Raw genomic sequence first — 17960 nt, 5'->3', positions numbered from 1 at the left:
TCGCCGACGTTTCGGCACGGTCGATGGGCAGTGGAACGGCTCGTGCGGGAGAGGGGGTTGAGTCAGTCGCGGCCCGGTAGGTGCTGAAGACGAAGCATCGAGCTCGTGCGAGCGGCTTCGCGGCCGGCAGCGGCATCCGGAATACGAGTGGTAATACGGAGAAGAGCGAGTGCTCACCGTAGCGACTGCAGAAGAGTGACACTAGATTGTTAGCACTGTCAACGTGCTAACAGGTTTACTTGATCGCTGCGGTCGTGTACCGTCGTTCTCATGTCTGATGAGGGAACTGCTTCGGCGTCCGTGGTCACGGCTGCGCAGATCGCGCGGCTCGCGGGTGTGACCAGGGCTGCCGTCGCAAACTGGCGACGGCGTCACGACAACTTCCCGACACCCGTGGGCGGGACGGCCGCAGGCCCACTTTTCTCGCTCTCCGAGGTGGAGAACTGGCTCACGGGCCAGCGCAAGGGGCGTGAAACCTCACCGGAAGTCGCTCTCTGGCAGTCCCTACGCACGGCTCACGGTGACGACATGACCGCCGCGCTCGCCCACATCGGCTCCACGCTGAGCGGGGACGAACCCGGTGAGTCCGGGGAGGTGCCCGACGAGTTGTCCAGCGCAGTCGACCGGCTGGTCGAAGAGCGATCCGCGCCTCAGCTCTTCGAGGACCTGATCAGCCGGTACCTCGCCTCCGTCGGCCGAAGCGGTGCTCAGGCGGTCTCCTCGCCCCGGCTCGTCCGCGCCTTCGCTCACTTCGCGGGCACGGCGGACGGATCGGCGTACGATCCCACCTGCGGCATCGGCTCCCTCCTTCTCGCAGTGGCGGGTCCACGGACAACACTGCTCGTCGGCCAGGACACCCACACCGGCCTGGTGCGCCTGGCCCGGCTGCGTACCGGCTTTGCAGACGGTCCTCCGGCGCAGGTGGAGGTCGGCGACTCGCTTCGGGACGACCGCCTCCCCGGCCTGCGGGCTCAACTCGTTGTCTGTGACCCGCCCTTGGGACAGCCCGACTGGGGGCGCGAGGATCTGCTGCTCGATCCGCGCTGGGAACTCGGCGTCCCACCGCGCGCGGAGAGCGACCTCGCCTGGCTCCAGCACTGCTACTTCCACACAGCGCCCGGCGGACGCACAATCATCACGCTGCCGCCGTCTGCCGCCTACCGCAAGAGCGGCCGCCGCATCCGCAGCGAACTCGTACGCAGGGGTCTCCTGGTCTCAGTCACCGCTCTCCCCGCCGGCTTCGCGAGCAGCCACAGCATGCCGCTGCTGCTGTGGGAACTCCGTCGTCCCTCCATGCCGGGCGACGAAGTCCGCTCCGTACGCATGGTCGACCTCACGGCCAACGACCCCGACGGCCCCCTCGACCCAGCTCCGAACCAGATCGCCGACGTACCCCTGATCAACCTGCTCCGCGATGACGTCGACCTCAGCCCCACCACGTACATCACCGCTGCCCAGCCCGACTACCCCGATGAGTACGCAGAGCTGCGCCGAGCAGTCAGGGAGCAGCTTCGTGAACTTGCCGCACTGCTCCCGACTCTGCCAGCAGGTTCCGGCGCAGGCACGATGGACGAGCTGAACGCCATCGATGTCAGTGACCTTGTCCAGGCGGGGCTTGTAGCTACGGAGGGCAGCGAAACCATCTCCACGAGCGACCAGCTCGACACCGACTACCTGCGCGGGTTCCTCCGCAGTGCCGGCAACACCCGCCGCAACACCTCCAGCACGGGGACGCACCGCGCCGACCTGCGGGGTGCGCAGCTACCGCAGATGGACATCGACCAGCAACGCCGCTACGGGGAAGTCTTCCGCGAGTTGGGTGAGTTCGAGCGGAGGATCAAGGAAGTTGCCAAGATGAGCGACCGGGCCGCACGGCTCGCCTACGACGGACTGACCAACGGCGCTCTCGCGCCGGACGTGACACGAGAAGGTGACAAGTGAGCGACACCAACCAGCAGTTGGCCGACTTCATCTGGTCGGTGGCCGACCTGTTGCGCGGGGACTATAAACGGTCCGAGTACGCCAAGGTCATCCTGCCGCTCACCGTATTGCGCCGGCTTGACTGCGTCCTGGAGGAGAAGGGCACGCGCCAGGGGGTCCGAGACCGTGCCGAGTCGTATACCGGAGAGCGTCCGCACGCACTGCTGCGGGCCGTGGCCGAGCTGCCCTTCTACAACGTCTCGAAGCAGGACTTCAAGACCATCGGCAGCGACGACAAGAACGTCTACACCAACCTGAAGGATTTCATCCGGGGCTTCTCCCCGGAGGCCACCGAGATCATCGACCGCTACGACTTCCACATCCAGATCGAGCGGCTGAACGACGCCGGTCTGCTGTACCAGGTGGTGAAGAAGTTCTCGGACATCGACCTCAGCCCCAGGCGGGTCAGCAATCACGACATGGGCTACGTCTTCGAGGAGCTCATCCGCAAGTTCGCGGACGCCTCGAACGAGACTGCCGGTGAGCACTTCACTCCGCGCGAGGTCGTCAAGCTGATGGTCGAACTGCTGCTGGGGCCCGACGACGAGGTCTTCGTCCGCCCGGGGCAGGTTATCGACATCCTGGACCCGGCCTGTGGCACGGGCGGCATGCTCGCCGCGGCCGAGGAGCACATCAAGCAAATCAACCCGGACACGAGGGTCAACCTGTACGGGCAGGAGATCAACGCCGAGTCGTACGCCATCTGCCGCTCGGACATGCTCCTCAAAGGGCACGCCGCCGAGAACATCCGCTTCGGCAACTCCTTCACACGCGACTGGCACGAAGGCGCGGAGTTCACGTACATGCTGGCCAACCCGCCCTTCGGAGTCGAGTGGAAGAAGTCCGAGAAGGCGGTGAAGGAGGAGCACGAGGAGAAGGGCTTCGCCGGTCGCTTCGGCGCCGGGCTGCCCCGCATCAACGACGGCTCCTTCCTCTTCCTTCAGCACATGCTCCACAAAATGAAGCAGCCGAAGAAGAACGAACAGGGCGAACTGACCGGCGGCTCTCGCATCGCGATCGTCTTTAACGGCTCCCCGCTGTTCACGGGCGGGGCAGGGTCTGGAGAGTCGGAGATCAGGCGCTGGATCCTGGAGCAGGACCTGCTGGAGGCCATCGTCGGCTTGCCGGACCAGCTCTTCTACAACACCGGCATTTCCACGTACTTCTGGATCCTCTCCAACCGCAAACCCAAGCAACGCAAGGGCAAGGTCATCCTCCTCGACGCACGGGGCGAGTGGGTCAAGCGCCGTAAGTCCCTCGGCGAGAAGCGCAAGGAGATCTCCGAGGAGCAAATCCGTCACATCTGCGCCATGTACCGCGACGCCGAGCAGATCGCGGCGGACGAGAACCACCCCGACCACGCCAAGATCAAGATCCTTCCCAACGAGGAGTACGGCTACAAGCGCATCACCGTCGACCGTCCCCTCAAGCTCCGCTTCGAGGTCACCGAGGACACACTGACCCAGCTGGCCGAGTCTGCAGCCCTTGGGAAGCTACTGGGCGACAAGACGACCGACCCGCAGGAACTGGCGAAGCGGCAGCGGGAGTTTGCGGACGCACTCAAGCCGCTGATCGGCGAGGTGTGGCAGACGAAGGCGGAGGCATGGGACGCCTTGCATAAGGCCATCACTGCAGCCGGCCTGCTCTGGCCCTCCTCCGCCACTTTTCAGAAGGCGCTTCGAGACGCAGTCGGTGTACGCGATCCCAAGGGCGAGGTGCAGTACGCGAGGGGCAAACAGCCTGAGCATGACCCAGAACTGCGTGACGCGGAGAACGTTCCGATGGGGCAGGACATTGATGAGTATCTGGTGAAAGAGGTGAAGCCACACGTCAAGGATGCGTGGATCGCTGAGCTCAAGAACCCGAAAACCAAGACGACGGAGCGTTACAAAGAGGGCTACGAGATTCCATTCACGCGACATTTCTATGTATACGAGCCGCCGAGGCCACTTGCGGAGATCGATGCGGAACTTGAGTCGCTTGAAGTTGAGATTCAGGCGCTGTTGGGCGAGGTGACCCAATGATTGCCTGTCGGATCAAAGACATCGCGTACATCAACCGACGGACACTTGCCGAGGACACGGGCGAGGATTTTAGTTTTCGTTACATCGACATCAGTTCGGTTGATAGTCTCGGAAACATCACCATCCCAAACGATGAAATACGTTTCGCTGATGCGCCGTCGCGAGCACGTCGTCTAGCTCCCGCCGGGTCCGTGATCATTTCCACGGTACGTACCTACCTGCGGGCTATTGCCTCGGTACCGGCCAGTGACAATCCCTTGGTATTCTCCACAGGTTTTGCCGTACTCGAAGCTGGGCCAGAGGTAGACAGTCGCTTCCTCGCGTATCACTGCCGTTCCCAACCTTTCATCGATGAGGTAGTCGCACGGTCTGTTGGGGTGAGCTACCCAGCCATCAACGCAAGCGAGATCGGTAGCTTTCCCATTGAACTGAAGCCCCTGGAGGAGCAGCGCCGGATCGCTGACTTTCTTGACGCTGAAACCGCACGCATCAATCGCCTCACTTATCTTAGAACCCAGCAAGCGAAGCTGCTCACTTCTCACGGCGTGAGTCGACTCTCGGAACTCTCCAATGGACTCGCCGAACGATTTGGAGAAGTCCGCCTCCGGCATCTATTGACGCACATCGAGCAGGGCTGGTCACCCCAATGCGAGGACCGGCCAGCTGAGGCAGGGGAATGGGGTGTGGTCAAGGCTGGCTGCGTAAATACTGGCCGCTTTGACCAGCTTCAACACAAGGCACTGCCCATTAATACCGAACCGCGGCGTGAGTATCGTTTGAGATTGGGAGACTTGCTCATGTCACGAGCAAGTGGATCACCCAAGCTAATTGGTAGCGTGGGTATCATCCGGAAGCTCGAAAGTAACCTTCTTCTGTGCGATAAAATCTATCGGCTGAGTCTCGATCAGACGCGAGCCAATTCCGATTTCGTGGCACACATGTTGCGCAGCCATCAATCCAGAGAGCACATCAAGAATGGAATCTCTGGAGCTGAGGGAATGGCTAACAACCTGCCAACAAGTGTGGTCAAAGATTGCGTAATTCCGAACGTTCCGATTGTATTGCAGGATCAGATCGCAACAGATCTGGATCGGGATGTTGAGGACATTGAGCGTGCGCGAGCGGTATTGGAGCATTCCATTATGTTGCTCGCCGAACGCCGACAGGCACTTGTCAGTGCCGCCGTCACCGGCCAGCTCGATGTGACCACCGCCCGCCGCACCATCGCGTGACTCCCCAAGTCCGCAGCTCCCGCCCGCTCGCCCGAAGGAGCCACCGCACCGTGACCCCGACTCCCCGCCCCCGCCGCGTTGACAACGAGGCGGCCTTCGAGATCGCCGTCGAAGACGCCCTCCTCACACGCGGGTGGGAGCGGGGCCTCGCCAACGCCTACAACCATGAGCTCGGCATCGACACCTCCGAGCTCGCCATCTTCCTTGGCGCGACGCAGAACGACGCATGGCTCCGCCTTCAGGCGGAGTACGGCGCCGACGAGAAGATCTCGATCCAGAGGTTCGCCAAGCGGATCGCCCAGCAGATCGACTCTCGTGGCGTCCTCGATGTCCTCCGTCACGGCGTCGTCGACCAACGGGTCAAGTTCCAGCTGGCGTACTTCCGCCCCGCGCACACCCTCGCGGTCGGCGTGCTGGACAACTACGACGCCAACAGGCTCACCGTCGTCCGGCAGTTCCACTACTCCGCGAAGACGCCGGCCAAGTCCGTCGATCTGGCCTTCTTCCTGAACGGGCTGCCACTGGCCTCAGCCGAGCTCAAGAACCACACCACCGATCACCCGCAGACCGCCGAGGACGCGATCCGCCAGTACCGCACCGACCGCGACCCGAAGGAGACGTTCTTCGCCAAGCGAACGCTGGTGCACTTTGCCGTCGACCCGACGCTGGCGTTCCTCACCACCCGTCTGGCCGGGCCCAAAACCCGCTTCCTCCCCTTCAACATGGGGTCTGGCGGTCCGGGGCAGATCGGTGGCGCGGGGAACCCCAGCAGGGCCGAGACCGACGGGACGTACCCGGTGTCGTACCTCTGGCAGCAGGTCTGGGCGCGGGACAACTGGCTGGAGCTGCTTGAGCGCTTCCTGCACATCGAGGACGCGCAGGCGAAGGCTGGCAAGGCCCCGTCGCACCGTCCGGGCAGCGCGCACACACAGCCGATGATCTTCCCCCGGTTCCACCAGTGGCACGCCGTGCGACAGCTCACCGCACACGCGGCCCAGCACGGGGCTGGGGAGAACTACCTGATCCAGCACTCGGCGGGTTCCGGCAAGTCCAACACCATCGCCTGGCTGGCGCACAGGCTGTCCTCCCTTCACACCCCCGAGGATCCGGCACACCTGGGCGAGGCCGTCCGTGCCAAGGGACTGGGCACCAACGAGCCGGTGTTCGACAAGGTCATCGTCATCACGGACCGCCGGGTCCTGGACAAGCAACTCCAGGACACTATCTTCCAGTTCACCCACACCCCCGGAGTGGTGCAGCGGATCGACGAAGACTCCGCCCAGCTCGCCGAGGCCCTCACCGGATCCACGGCTCGGATCGTGATCACTACGCTCCAGAAGTTCCCATACGTCCTGAAGAAGGTCGGCGGACTCGGCACCCTGCGCTACGCCGTGATCATCGATGAGGCGCACTCCTCCCAGGGCGGCGACGGTTCGGCAGCGCTGAAGAAAGCCCTCGGCGCGCACACCGTCGACGAGGACGGCGACCCGCTCACCGCCGAGGCGCTGGCGCGGGGCCAGCAGCCGAACATGTCGTTCTTCGCGTTCACTGCCACGCCCAAGCCCAAGACGCTCCACCTCTTCGGCGTCCCGGTTCCGGACAGCGACGAGTACGCGCCGTTTCATGTGTACTCGATGCGTCAGGCCATCGAGGAGGGCTTCATCCTCGACGTGTTGGGCACTTACTCCACCTACGCCACCTACTTCAAGCTGCAACAGGCGGCGGCCGAGGAGGCAGAACGGCAGGTGGACCCGCGCAAGGCCCGCGCCAAGCTGGTGCGCGCGGCCCTGATGTCGGACGCCTCGATGGCCTCCCGCGCGAAGATCATTGTGGAGCACTTCCGATCGCACACGGCGGCCAAGCTCGGCGGGCGGGCCAAGGCCATGGTGGTCACCCCCAGCCGTGAGCACGCCGTACGCCTCTACCAGGCCATCCGCAGCTACATCGAGGAACGCGGCCTGACCGACTGTGGCACTCTCGTGGCCTTCTCAGGCGCGGTCAATGTCGACAGCATCGAGTACACCGAGCCCAAGCTCAACGGCTTCCCGGAGAAGGAGCTGCCTGGCCGCTTCGGCTACGTACGCGCCGACGACCCGAGCGCCCCGACCATACCCAAGCCGGAGTACCGCCTCCTGGTCGTGGCGGAGAAGTACCAGACCGGCTTCGACCAGCCGCTGCTGACGACGATGTACGTCGACAAGCCCTTGGCCGGCGTCGCCGCCGTGCAGACGCTCTCCCGGCTGAACCGCACCCATCCGCTCAAGTCCCAGGAAGACCTGTTCGTCCTGGACTTTGCCAACAAGCCCGAAGTGATCCTGGACGCCTTCCAGAAGTACTACGAGGCGTCGCTGACTGAGATCACCGATCCCAACCTGCTCTTCGACCGGCTGGACGAGGCCATGGCGTACCAGCTGCTCGTCGAGTCCGAGATGGACGCCCTCGTCAAAGCGTACTTCGAGGCCCTCGACGGCGGCCGGGCCACCGAGGAGCAGATCAAGAAGGTGCACGCCAAGCTGTACCACTACACCGCCCCGGCCGTGGACCGCTTCAACGCGCTGGCCGCCCAGGAGCGGGACAAGGCGGAGGAGTTCCGGCGTGCCCTGGAGTCGTACGTCAAGGCGTACGGCTGGCTGTCGCATGTCATCGGCTTCGACAGCACGGAGCTTGAACGGCTTTTCCAGTACGGGCGCTTCCTGCTCAGGCGGCTGCCGCGCCGAACCGGTGCCGCCGCTGCCGACATAGGGGAGACGGCGCCAAGCCACATGCGGGTGCAGCAGACAGGCACCCCGGAGCTGAAGCTGGAAGCCGTCGGTGCCCAGGTACTGCCCGGACTGGTGCCGGAGGCGGCAGGCTCCGCACCGGAGGTCGAAGAGCGGTCTCTCATGGAGATCATCGACGAGCTGAACGAGGAGCACGGGGCAGGGCTCACCACGGCGGACCAGATCTTGCTGGGCCAGCTCGTCGTGACCATCGCCGAGGACCCGGACATGCAGCAGCTGGCCCTGGCCCAGGACTCGGAGATCTATGGTCGCGAACTCGCCAGGGACATGGACAGCTTCGTCATCAGGCAGGCGCAGTCCAACGACGCCCTGATGGTCCGCTACTTCGACGACGACAACGTCAACCGCCTGTTCAAAAAGGTGGCGACGGCACAGTCGTACAACCTCATCCGCCGCCCGGCGCGTCGGGAGGCGGACCGGCAGGCGACCGCGGAGCGCGCCGCCCAACTAAAAAACGGCACGCACAAGCGCACAGAACCCCCTGCGCCGTAGCCTTGTCAGGCGATCAGCGCAGCACTCGCACGGAGAGGGAACCCGATGGGGGACGTGACACCGGCGCAGGACGGGGCGGAACCTGCGAGAGTACTCGCCGGCCGCTACCGGTTCAAGGAGCCGGTCGGCTCCGGTGGCATGAGCGATGTCTGGCAGGCGTACGACGAGCGGTTGGATCGGCGTGTCGCGGTCAAGTTGATGCGTGTCGAACAGTCCTCCTCTCCGTTCGCGGCTGGGCGGGCAGGCCAGGATGAAGCTCTGGAGACCAGGCGCCAGCGCTTTCTGCGGGAAGTTCGTACCACTTCCGATCTCCACGATCACCCCGGAATCCCGGCGGTGTACGACACGGGCATCGATGACGCGACCCGTCAGTTGTACATCGTCATGCAACTGCTGAAGGGACGTGAGATCTCGACCTTAATCTGGGACACCGACTACGACGATGAGCCGCTACCGCTCGCGTGGGCAGCGGCCATCGGCGCGCAGATCGCCTCCGTCCTGGACGAGGTCCATCGCCGGGGCATCGTGCACCGCGACATTAAGCCAGCGAACCTGATGCTCACCCCCGGCGGAGTGGTCAAGGTGCTCGACTTCGGTGTCGCTGCCCTCCTCGGCGCCGGGACGCACCCCCATCTCACGCAGGAGGGCATGACGGTCGGCACTCCCGCCTACATCTCGCCCGAGCAGTGCCTTGCCAACACGGTCAGCCCAGCCGCCGATATCTACGCCCTCGCCTGCGTGCTCTACGAACTGCTCACCGGGCGTACACCTTTCACGGCCTCGAACGACCGTTCCTACCTCTGGCACCACGTACACAGCGAACCGCCGTCGGTCAGAACCCTGCGCCCCGATGTGCCCGACGAGATCGAGCAACTGCTGCAAGGCATGCTGGCGAAGGAATCCGAGCAGCGACTCGCCGCAGCGGCTGTCTACGAGGCGCTCCTCCCGCACGCACTCAGGGGCACCCCGCCCGGCACTCTCCCGCTGCTGGCGTCCGATGGCCGCGATCTGGACCCTTGCCGGCCGTTCACCCGGCCCTTCGGCGGCTGGACCCACCTCACCGCGACAGACACCCCAGTTCCTGCCCAGCCTCATGTCGTGACCAGGTCCCTGACGGACGACGAATTCGACGAGGTGGTCGACCGAGCGGCGAAGCTCACCGAGGAGGGCCAGTTCGCGCAGGCTGCAGACCTGCTCACGGACGCCCTGACGCGTGCGGTGGACGACACCATGACCGAGGACCTGAGCCTGTCCCTGGCGCATGTGCACTACCTGGGCGGATCCTTCCGTGAAGCCGCCGCACTCTTCGAGCGGGTCGGTGCGACGGTGAGCGGTCGGTACGACACCGGCGCCGCGTTGGTCCAGGAGTGCCGGTACTACGCGGCGCAGTGCCGCATGGAGCTCGGCGAGTCCACCGCGGCCCTCGCTGCTTTCGGCGCCTATGTACGGCAGGAGCCTGACGAGCACGACCAGGGAGCTGTCGATCGACATCTCGACGCGCTTGCCCGGATCATGCGTTTGGAAGCCGGGGCTGAACGGTTCCCGCAGGCGCACGCCGCGGCGATCGTTCTCCGCAACGCGATGAAACGCTACCGCGGCCCCCAAGCTCCGGAACTCGCGGAGATCGACGGCTTCCTTGCCAGGCTCCGCCGGCTCACCGATTGATGCAGCGGAGTGCCATCGCGGTCTCCGATAGGCTCAGATGGCGCGGGTGCACAAGCAGGAGGTGGCCAAGCGGTTGCTGTGCCAACTGGGTTTGTCCTCGCCAGCTGATTCGCTTAGCTGGCCTGCTCCTTGGCCGCGGACGTGAGGCTTCCAGGATGAACGGGAGTCGACGGTCGTGCCTGGCGGCATATGGACGTACAGACTCCGGAATCGAGATCATCGCAGCTCAAGTGGCCAAGCCCAAGACTGTTCGAAGGCTGAAGTTTCCCCGTGATCTTGGGCACGTTGTTGTTACGCCGCAACGACTTGGTCTTGCCGGTAGCGCAGGCGTGTTTCGCGGGGGCGCGAGATAGCCCCAGTGGATGTGCTTGCGCAGGCGGCGTCTGTTGTAGAAAGGTCTCGATACGCGCTCGTGGAGTTCGCTGATGCAGGAGCTGCACGCGAACATGGGGGCCGGGAGGCCCGCGACGCTTGCCGGCCCGATCCATAGGACGCGTGTCCTGCGCCAGCCGCAGTACAGCCAGCAGATCCCGTCCACCCATGGGTTCTGGTCATCGGTCTGGGCAGGCGCGGGCAGCCCTCCTCGCGCGAATTCAGCGATCCCGGGTATCACCATTCGGTCAAGCACCGAAAATCTCTCCAGTTCGATTCCCCACCGATTGAGGGTGGCCAGATGCATCGTGCTCTGGCTCTGGGCGGGGACTGTGCGCCGCGGGGGCGGCCTCGTGGTCGATGGTTAGCGGCGGATGTACGCGAGACCGGGGGCTCGGTCCAGGTCGAGGGTGAATCGATCCGCCAGGTCCGCAGTGCCGTTCAGGGTGAGGGTGTAGCCGTTGCCGGTGTACGTCGTCGGCCCCGCTTGCGTGAGTTGGTCCCTGGTCCCTCGGCGCCACAGGTGGAGGGTGTCGGCGCTGCGGGTGAGTCGCAGGCTTCCGGGGGCCTGATCGCAGGTGTAGGTGCCGAGTTCGAGCGGCGGATCGTGGAGTCGAAGCAGGGTACGAAGCTGATCGCGTTGACGGAACCGAAGCCGACCAGGTGGTCCAGAACCTCTTCGGCGCGGCCCAGTACCGCCGGGGTCACCGCGGCGATCACGCCCACGCTGCGGCCTCGTTCGGCCAGAAGATTCAGGGAGGCGGCGACACGCGGGTAGACGGGCCTACCGTCGTAACCGACCCGCCAGGCGTTGCCCTGGGCGTCCCCGTCAAGGGAGACGCCGATCCGCAGATCCGGGCAGAGGTCGTCGAACATGTCGAGCCAGTCCCGGTCGAGCAGGACACCGTTGGTTTGCAGGGTGACGCGGACGACTTGGGGCAGGCCGGCCAGCTCCGTGAGGATCTCGGCGATGTGGTCGCGGCCTGCGGTCAGCGGCTCGCCGCCGTGGAGTTCGACGGCGAGCGGCCGGCCCCCGAAGAGACTGGCCAGGCGACTGATCTGGCCGGCACCCACCCGGGCCCCTCCGGGAGCCTCCTTGCGCTTCTCGTAGCAGTAGAGGCAGTCGATGTCGCACGTCTCACCGCGTGTCTTGACGATGACCGACACCGCGGTGCCGGTGTCGTCGACGTCCAGGCTCCGGTAGAGCCTCTCGACCAGATGGCGCTGTTCTGTGCTGAGGTTCATCGACTGCCCCTCCTATTGCTGCCGTGACCGGACGAGTGGTCAGTCGGACAGGCGTCCCAGTAAGGCGCCCTGGCCTGACTGGAGGATGTGCGCGGCCTCCAGCGGCATCCAGAAGCACTCGAAGTGAGTGGGCTCCTGCTCGCCGTCGTGGTCCTCCTGGCTCATCCACCGCTCCGGAGTCGGCTCGGTGAGCTCCAGGTGGAAAACGTGCCGGTGCTGGATCTCGAACCGGTACGGGCTGATGTCGTACTCGGTCTCACCGAGCTTGCGCACGATCTTGAAGTCCGACAGGCCCGTCTCCTCACGGGCTTCGCGCAGAGCTGGCGGCCTCCGGGGTCTCGCCGGGGCGGATGCTGCCCGCCGGAACCTGGATGCCGACCTCCTCGTAGGAGTAGTCGGTGTGGCGGAACACCAGCAGCCGCCCGTCGCGCACCACGTAGACGAGGACTTTGTCCTTCGTGACCTTCTCAGGCATAACAACAACATCCATGGGGTGCAGAGTTGAACCGAGGGGCCCCGGCCCGCACAGAATCCGGGGCCGGATGTCCCGGCGGCTGACCATGATCGGTAGCGACGCCGGGAAGCCCACGAGTCTAGATCTTGTGACAGAACGTCACGGCCGGACCGATGGGCCCTCGAACTTCCGTTCTTCTGAAATGACTTGATGTCTGCTCCAGGGACATAGAGGGCCGGACATGTTCATCGCAGCTTGTAGCCGTCGGTGGTCCTCCATCTCTGTTCCTGTGGTTGGAGCCAGTGCATGGGTCGTCTGTCGTCGGTACGTCGATCAGGGCCCAGGTGCTTTTCGTGCCGTCGCCGTGCGGCATCCAGCCCCAGTCGCGAGTCAAGGAGCGGACCAGGACCAGACCGCGCCCGCTCTCGATGCTGCCCGTCGATCCATGCCGCAGGATCGGAGGGGTGGCCGAGCCGTCGTGGACCTGGATGAGGAGGAGCGCTGCGCCATACGTGGCGGTGAAGCCGATCTCGGGACATGGGGCGTGCCGGACGGCGTTGGTGACGAGTGCGGAAGCAACGAGCTCGGCATCGTCGATGATCAGGGCATCGAGATCCCAAGCCTCCGCGATCCGTCTGACCAACCTCCGGATCTAGGGCACGGATCGATCGGACTGTGCGAAGTTCATCTGCACATACGCGTGGCGGAGTTCTTGGTCGTGCGCGCCAGATGCCGCTACGTTGCCGTCGCCCCGGAGGGGGCTGCTGGGTGCTTGCAGAGTGCGAAGCCGCTCAGACCCCAGACAGGGCGCCGTCTTCTTCTCGACGGTGGATGCGCCGACCCCGTGGCCATGATGTTCCATCGACATTCGCCCCTCCTCGCCCCGTAACAGGCCGTTCGGAAGCACTGCTTGATGGCACGTCAGAACGCTAGAAGGATGAACAGAGAGGAACCCGGAAAATTCTTCCGGGGTGGGGAAAACAAGCAGCACCAGGCTGGGGGTCATGCGAGGAATGACCGAGACGCTGAGCATCGGGGAACGCGTCGCCTGGTATCGCCGCCGACACGGCGTGCCGCAGGAGGTATTGGCCGGCCTCGTCGGGCGGACAGCCGATTGGCTGAGCAAAGTGGAGAACGGCCGCATCGAACTGGACTGGCTGTCCGTGATCAAGTCCCTGGCCGACGCTCTCGACGTACAACTCGGTGACCTGCTCGCCGAACCCTCACTTCTGGACTGGACGCCCGACATCTTGGGCGGCACTGTGCCGAAACTGCGGGAAGCCCTGATGGACTACAAGCAGATGTCCCCCCTGTTGGCCTCCGATTCCGCCAGCCACCGGACCTGGAGATCCTGCGTACCGAAGTCGGATCGACCTGGTCGGCCTATCAGGACGCGAGATACGCGCGAGCCACCCGTCTGACGCCCGGAACCCTCGCGGCAGCCCAACACGCTGTCCGCGCCTACGAGGGCGAGCAGCAGCGGGAGGCCCAGGCCCTGCTCGCCATGGCCTACCAGGGTGCGGCCATGGTGCTGACGAAGATCGGCGAAGCTGACCTCGCCTGGATGGCCGCCGATCGGGGTCTGGCCGCGGGCGCAGGAGTCAGGGAACCTCATCGTCACCGGCTCGCTCTTCAGGTCGGTTGCCCACTGCCTGCTCGCCAACGGCCGCCCATCTGCCGCCCGGGACCTTGTGGTGGCCTCCGCCGGCTACCTGGAGGGCGGTCTCGCAGACGCCTCGCCGACGTACCGGTCGATCTACAGCACACTCTTTCTCGTCGGAGCGATGGCCGCGGCCCGGATCGAGGACCGGGCCACAGCGAACACGTTCCTCGCAGAGGCCGAGCAGACGGCTCAGCGTCTCGGACATGACGCCAACCACATGTGGACGGCGTTCGGCCCGACCAATGTCGCTATCCACCGCGTCTCAACGGCCATGGAACTCGGCGACGTCCAGATCGCCGTCGACCAGGGGCCACGCGTGGACACCTCCACCCTGCCCTTGGAACGTCGTGTCCGGCGCACCCTCGAACTGGCCCGCGCGTACAGTGCCCAGAACCGCACGGACGAAGCTCTCGTTCTCGTCCTGGACGCGGAGGAGCTCGCGCCCGAGTAGGTCCGCCACCACTTCATCCCCCGCCACCTGGCGACCGCCTGGTTCGGCAACAGCGCGGCAAGCCGAGCCATCTGCTGGCCGGCGTGGCTCAGCGGCTACGCGTCATCGGGTGATCCGGGCGCGACGACTACAGTCGTTGCCATGAGCGACTCGGAAGCCCCCGAAGCGGTGGCCCGGCCCCGTACCGCCGCCGGGGTGCTGTTCTTCGACGAGGCCGGGCGCGTGCTGCTGGTCAGGCCCACGTACAAGCCCGGCTGGGAGATCCCCGGCGGCTACCTCCACCCGGGCGAGACCCCGAGCGAAGGCGCAGCTCGGGAGGTCAAGGAGGAGATCGGCATCACCCCGCCCATCGGCCGCCTCCTTGTCGCGGACTGGGCACCCCACCCGACCGAGGGCGACAAGCTGCTGTTCGTCTTCGACGGAGGCATCCTCCCGGCTGATGAGCGGGCCCGGATCGTCCTGGACGGGGTGGAAGTCGACCAGTTCGCGTTCCACCAGGCCCACCAGATCGACGGGCTGCTCATCCCCCGGCTGGCCCGCCGTGTCCACACGGCGCTCGGTGCCCGTGCGCGATCAGCGACCGCCTACCTTGAGAACGGGGCGGACCTCGGCGCCGAGGGCTGATCCACGCGTTTCTAGGCGGCCCGGGTCGCGGGGCGTTAGAAAACCTGGAGTCCGTGCCACACGACGTGGTCGGGGTCGATGCCGGGCAGTCCGGGGCGGGGCGTAGTGATGGGCTGGCCGTGGAGAGCGTCGATGGTCCGGCCCGCATGGCTGCGCGCTACGTAGGACTGGGAGACCTGTATGTGCAGGGCGTGCGTTAGTCCGAGGACGCCGAGATCGAACAGAGCGTGGTGCAGGGAGCACAGCGCCAGGCCGTTGTTCACCTCGTCCGGGCCGTCCTGGCTGTGCCACCGGACGTGTACGGCTTCGAGTCCGACGGGGTTCCGACCGAGCGCGCCGTCGAAGCCGCAGAAAGCGCAGGCGTACGCGTACGCCCGCAGCACCTCCTCCGCGAACCCGGCCCGCCGTCGACGCTTCTTCGCCGGCCCATGGTGCGCTGCGTTCTCCAGCCCGAGCAGGTCCAGACCCACGGCGTCACAGATGGCGGTTCCAGGGCCGGGGTGAAGTGCTGGTCGAGCAGGAGCCGGGCTGCCGCCGCCAACGTGCCCGGACCGGCCAGCAGGCCCTCGATGTGAGGATGCAGCCGGCCATGGGCTCCCCTGGTACGCAGCCAGCCTCCGCGTTCCGGGGCATCCGGGCCGATGGGGTTGCCGTCCCGATCTCGCAGGTACACAGATCACGGCGACTGCGCGTTTTTGTTCCTGACACCGCCTGCCCCGGTTGACGCTGCGTCGCCGGAAGCGGCGTAGCAAAGTCGGCCTAGAGCCGAAGGTGGCGGGTCTCAAGGGCGCTCGACGGCGTACGTCAGCACGATGTTGAGCGCCCCGCTCACGACGCGAACAGGTCGTCTTGGACGTACTGGGTGACGTTCCGCTCCGGATAGAACAGACCTAGCAGCATGAACGTCTTGGGGTGCTTGGCCATGTTGCCGACGAAGAAGTGGACAGACCGGTTCGGGGTGAAGATCAGGTCGTACCAGCGCTTGCGCAGTGCGTCGTTGACTCCGTTCTCGCCGTACTTGCGAAGGAACCTGCGGTAGGACTGTCCGGCCTCCCAGTCCTTTAGGGCCATGTCGTGTGTTGGGCAGCCGTCGTCCGCGCAATAGAAGGTGTACCGGAAGTCGAGCGGCACCCACTCCAGCGGGTTCAAGTCCTGCTCGAACAGATCGAGTTGATCGGTTAGTGCCGCCTTCGAGGCCGTCCAGGGCGCGGCCGGCTCCAGTCGGAAGCGAGTGACCTCGGCGGGCCGGAACACTCCGAGGGAGGTCGCTCGCTCCTCCTGGTCTCTTTTGATGGCGCACAACGATGGGGCGACCAGCGGCTCGATGTGCTTGTACCGCTTCTGCCAGCCATCATCGGATGGCACTTCGCCCACGATCTTCAGCGTGTCGAGGTCGGGACGGAGGCTTTCCGGCCGTGAGTCCCGTTCTGGACGGTGCGGCTCGACGTCAACTTCGATGATCGAGTACTTGGAGAACTTGGTGCCTTCGCTGAGTAGCCGGAAGGGCACCGGGAAGAGCCGGACGTGCTGTGGCTCGCCCTGGTCCAGCCGTATGCCGGCCACACAGCTGGTCTCGCGGTACTTATTGGACAGCTCCGGATACGTTTTGACCGTGATCATGATTCGCGCGCGCTGCCGCTTCCCGAATGCTGACGCCGCCATGGTGTGCCCCCTCCATCGGTCTCCCCGATCCGATTGGAAGAGAGGCATGCACCTCTGACAAGAGCGCCTGCGGAAGCCGGGGACCAAGTCAGGCCAAGGGATTCACCGATACTGCGGCAAGATTGCGGACCGTCTCCAGGACGACCTGCCGGTGGCAGCGGCTCTCGTCCTTCTCGAAGCACAGCACCGCGACCCGCGACGCTCGGGCGTGCAGTGCGAGGCGGTCGAGGTCGGACTGCGCCGCCTCGGACTGCAGCAGGCCGCGGAAGCGTGCCCGACCCACTTCGATGCGGCCGTCCCAGAAGGGCTCCCGATTGTCCTTCGGATTGCCCAGGCCACGCAGGTGCGTGTACTCGATGCCGGCTTCGGCCAGAGCCTCCCCGAGGCGGGTCTTGCTGAAGCCCTTCTTACGGCTGATCGGGGTGAGTCGTACATCCGCCACGACACTGATGTGGCTGTTGACGAGCGAGGCGACGAACGAGTCGATGTCCCGCCCCTCGTATCCGGCTGACCAGAGACCGGGTGTAATGGGCGGGACCTGGGCCGCCTGGAACAGATCATCGAGGGAGACCGCAAGAGCCTTGGCCACCGCGCCGACGGTGAAGAAACCTGGCTGAATCGCTCCCTCGCTCTCAAGACGGCCCAGCGTCCCGACGGTGATGCCTGCCTCCTTGGCCAGCCGTTCCCGCGTCCACCCGCGGTTCTCCCGAAAAGCACGTACTCGCTGGGCTAGCGCACGGGCGTGGTCGTGGGGAGACGCTGAGCGATGACCTGCCATGTGCGGTGTTCCTAACGACCGTTGGGGCGGCCCGCCGCGGTGTTCCTGGTCAGCTACGAGCCCTGGATTCGCGAACGCGCAGGCCAGAGGGCGCTTGAGCGCCGCTCTTCCTGCGGCACTGGAGACTGCTCCTGGGAGAAGCCGACCAAGATCTTCTCCCAGATTTCTCCCAAGCGATCTCCAGGAACCACTCAGGGGCCCGACCCGCACTGCGGATCAGGCCCCTGACCTGGTACTTCACTGTCGGGGTGGCGGGATTTGAACCCACGACCTCTTCGTCCCGAACGAAGCGCGCTGCCAAGCTGCGCTACACCCCGATGTCGCTCGTGTGGCGGCGACATCGATTACTTTAGCCCACCGCTGGCCGGAGACGAAATCCGGTTTTGGGGTGGCTCCGGGGGGTCAGGGGCGGGGGGTCAGGGTGAGGAGGGTGGCTTCGGGTGGGCAGGCGAAGCGGAGCGGGGTGTAGCGGTTGGTGCCGCAGCCCGCGGAGACGTGGAGGTAGGAGGTGTGGCCGGGGGGGGGGGGGGGGGGGGGG

The 17960-nt window shown here is 65.4% G+C and carries 14 protein-coding genes, 1 tRNA gene and 1 pseudogene; 8 read left to right on the top strand and 8 right to left on the bottom strand.

The features are described 5' to 3' along the window. Nucleotides 1–270 precede the first annotated feature (270 nt). The 5 genes from GA0115259_RS18885 to GA0115259_RS18865 are packed head-to-tail and all read left to right on the top strand — an operon-like array spanning nt 271 to nt 10173. Nucleotides 271–1941 (top strand): N-6 DNA methylase, encoded by a 1671-nt coding sequence (locus GA0115259_RS18885; protein ID WP_176732587.1) that lies wholly within the window; start codon nt 271–273, stop codon nt 1939–1941. Beyond that, nucleotides 1938–4004, top strand: a complete 2067-nt coding sequence (locus GA0115259_RS18880; protein ID WP_093598346.1) for a type I restriction-modification system subunit M — start codon at nt 1938–1940, stop codon at nt 4002–4004. Before GA0115259_RS18885 ends, GA0115259_RS18880 begins: the two co-directional genes overlap by 4 nt. Next, the gene (locus GA0115259_RS18875) at nt 4001–5236 is read left to right on the top strand and encodes a restriction endonuclease subunit S (protein WP_093598343.1); all 1236 of its coding nucleotides are present in this window, start codon (nt 4001–4003) and stop codon (nt 5234–5236) included. Before GA0115259_RS18880 ends, GA0115259_RS18875 begins: the two co-directional genes overlap by 4 nt. 50 nt (nt 5237–5286) lie before the next feature. Beyond that, complete coding sequence (locus tag GA0115259_RS18870; RefSeq protein WP_093598340.1) at nt 5287–8508, top strand: type I restriction endonuclease subunit R; 3222 nt, start codon at nt 5287–5289, stop codon at nt 8506–8508. A 45-nt stretch (nt 8509–8553) separates the two neighbouring features. Further along, nucleotides 8554–10173 carry a serine/threonine-protein kinase gene (locus tag GA0115259_RS18865; protein ID WP_093598337.1) on the top strand — a complete coding sequence of 540 codons (1620 nt, stop codon included), beginning with the start codon at nt 8554–8556 and terminating at the stop codon, nt 10171–10173. A gap of 813 nt (nt 10174–10986) precedes the next feature. On the opposite strand, the gene GA0115259_RS18855 is transcribed toward GA0115259_RS18865, so the two are convergent. From GA0115259_RS18855 to GA0115259_RS42860, 4 genes are all read right to left on the bottom strand, one after another. Next, a complete protein-coding gene (locus GA0115259_RS18855) occupies nt 10987–11790 on the bottom strand; it encodes a radical SAM protein (protein ID WP_093598334.1) in 804 nt (267 codons plus the stop codon). 39 nt (nt 11791–11829) lie between these two features. Beyond that, nucleotides 11830–12063 (bottom strand): NUDIX hydrolase, encoded by a 234-nt coding sequence (locus tag GA0115259_RS41975; protein ID WP_256098045.1) that lies wholly within the window; start codon nt 12061–12063, stop codon nt 11830–11832. 28 nt (nt 12064–12091) lie between these two features. Further along, nucleotides 12092–12265 (bottom strand): NUDIX hydrolase, encoded by a 174-nt coding sequence (locus tag GA0115259_RS41970; protein ID WP_237540202.1) that lies wholly within the window; start codon nt 12263–12265, stop codon nt 12092–12094. Between the two features lie 118 nt (nt 12266–12383). Continuing rightward, complete coding sequence (locus GA0115259_RS42860; protein ID WP_370748143.1) at nt 12384–12887, bottom strand: ATP-binding protein; 504 nt, start codon at nt 12885–12887, stop codon at nt 12384–12386. A 370-nt stretch (nt 12888–13257) separates the two neighbouring features. Here GA0115259_RS42860 and GA0115259_RS41965 point away from each other — a divergent pair, with 370 nt between their 5' ends. From GA0115259_RS41965 to GA0115259_RS18835, 3 genes are all read left to right on the top strand, one after another. Beyond that, the gene (locus GA0115259_RS41965) at nt 13258–13665 is read left to right on the top strand and encodes a helix-turn-helix domain-containing protein (protein WP_237540196.1); all 408 of its coding nucleotides are present in this window, start codon (nt 13258–13260) and stop codon (nt 13663–13665) included. A 273-nt stretch (nt 13666–13938) separates the two neighbouring features. Beyond that, nucleotides 13939–14358 (top strand): hypothetical protein, encoded by a 420-nt coding sequence (locus GA0115259_RS41960; RefSeq protein WP_237540195.1) that lies wholly within the window; start codon nt 13939–13941, stop codon nt 14356–14358. Nucleotides 14359–14499: 141 nt separating this feature from the next. Beyond that, entirely contained in the window at nt 14500–14982 is a 483-nt protein-coding gene (locus tag GA0115259_RS18835; protein ID WP_093598328.1) for an NUDIX domain-containing protein, read from the top strand. A 35-nt stretch (nt 14983–15017) separates the two neighbouring features. On the opposite strand, the pseudogene GA0115259_RS40400 reads toward GA0115259_RS18835, so the two are convergent. From GA0115259_RS40400 to GA0115259_RS18815, 4 genes and pseudogenes are all read right to left on the bottom strand, one after another. After that, nucleotides 15018–15649 (bottom strand): annotated as a pseudogene (locus tag GA0115259_RS40400) (phosphorothioated DNA-binding restriction endonuclease); the annotation flags it as partial. 161 nt (nt 15650–15810) lie between these two features. Next, nucleotides 15811–16644: a hypothetical protein gene (locus GA0115259_RS18825; RefSeq protein WP_237540193.1), complete on the bottom strand. Its 834-nt coding sequence runs from the start codon at nt 16642–16644 to the stop codon at nt 15811–15813. Nucleotides 16645–16732: 88 nt separating this feature from the next. Beyond that, on the bottom strand, nt 16733–17422 hold the full coding sequence (locus GA0115259_RS18820) for a DUF488 family protein, N3 subclade (protein ID WP_093598322.1): 690 nt from the start codon (nt 17420–17422) through the stop codon (nt 16733–16735). 243 nt (nt 17423–17665) lie between these two features. After that, a tRNA-Pro gene (locus tag GA0115259_RS18815) sits at nt 17666–17739 on the bottom strand. Nucleotides 17740–17960 lie beyond the last annotated feature (221 nt).

The organism is Streptomyces sp. MnatMP-M17 (assembly GCF_900091995.1).
In the GTDB taxonomy this organism is placed as follows: Bacteria; Actinomycetota; Actinomycetes; order Streptomycetales; family Streptomycetaceae; genus Streptomyces.
The sequence above is the reverse complement of the archived record's forward strand: the minus strand, read 5'-3'. Positions and strand labels throughout refer to the sequence as shown.

Bases quoted from the DNA above. Each gene is read 5' to 3' on its own strand.
- GA0115259_RS18835 (WP_093598328.1), top strand. From the start codon at position 14,500: ATGAGCGACTCGGAAGCCCCCGAAGCGGTGGCCCGGCCCCGTACCGCC.
- GA0115259_RS18825 (WP_237540193.1), bottom strand. From the start codon at position 16,644: ATGGCGGCGTCAGCATTCGGGAAGCGGCAGCGCGCGCGAATCATGATC.
- GA0115259_RS18875 (WP_093598343.1), top strand. From the start codon at position 4,001: ATGATTGCCTGTCGGATCAAAGACATCGCGTACATCAACCGACGGACA.
- GA0115259_RS18820 (WP_093598322.1), bottom strand. From the start codon at position 17,422: ATGGCAGGTCATCGCTCAGCGTCTCCCCACGACCACGCCCGTGCGCTA.
- GA0115259_RS18865 (WP_093598337.1), top strand. From the start codon at position 8,554: ATGGGGGACGTGACACCGGCGCAGGACGGGGCGGAACCTGCGAGAGTA.
- GA0115259_RS18855 (WP_093598334.1), bottom strand. From the start codon at position 11,790: ATGAACCTCAGCACAGAACAGCGCCATCTGGTCGAGAGGCTCTACCGG.
- GA0115259_RS18885 (WP_176732587.1), top strand. From the start codon at position 271: ATGTCTGATGAGGGAACTGCTTCGGCGTCCGTGGTCACGGCTGCGCAG.
- GA0115259_RS41970 (WP_237540202.1), bottom strand. From the start codon at position 12,265: ATGCCTGAGAAGGTCACGAAGGACAAAGTCCTCGTCTACGTGGTGCGC.
- GA0115259_RS41965 (WP_237540196.1), top strand. From the start codon at position 13,258: ATGACCGAGACGCTGAGCATCGGGGAACGCGTCGCCTGGTATCGCCGC.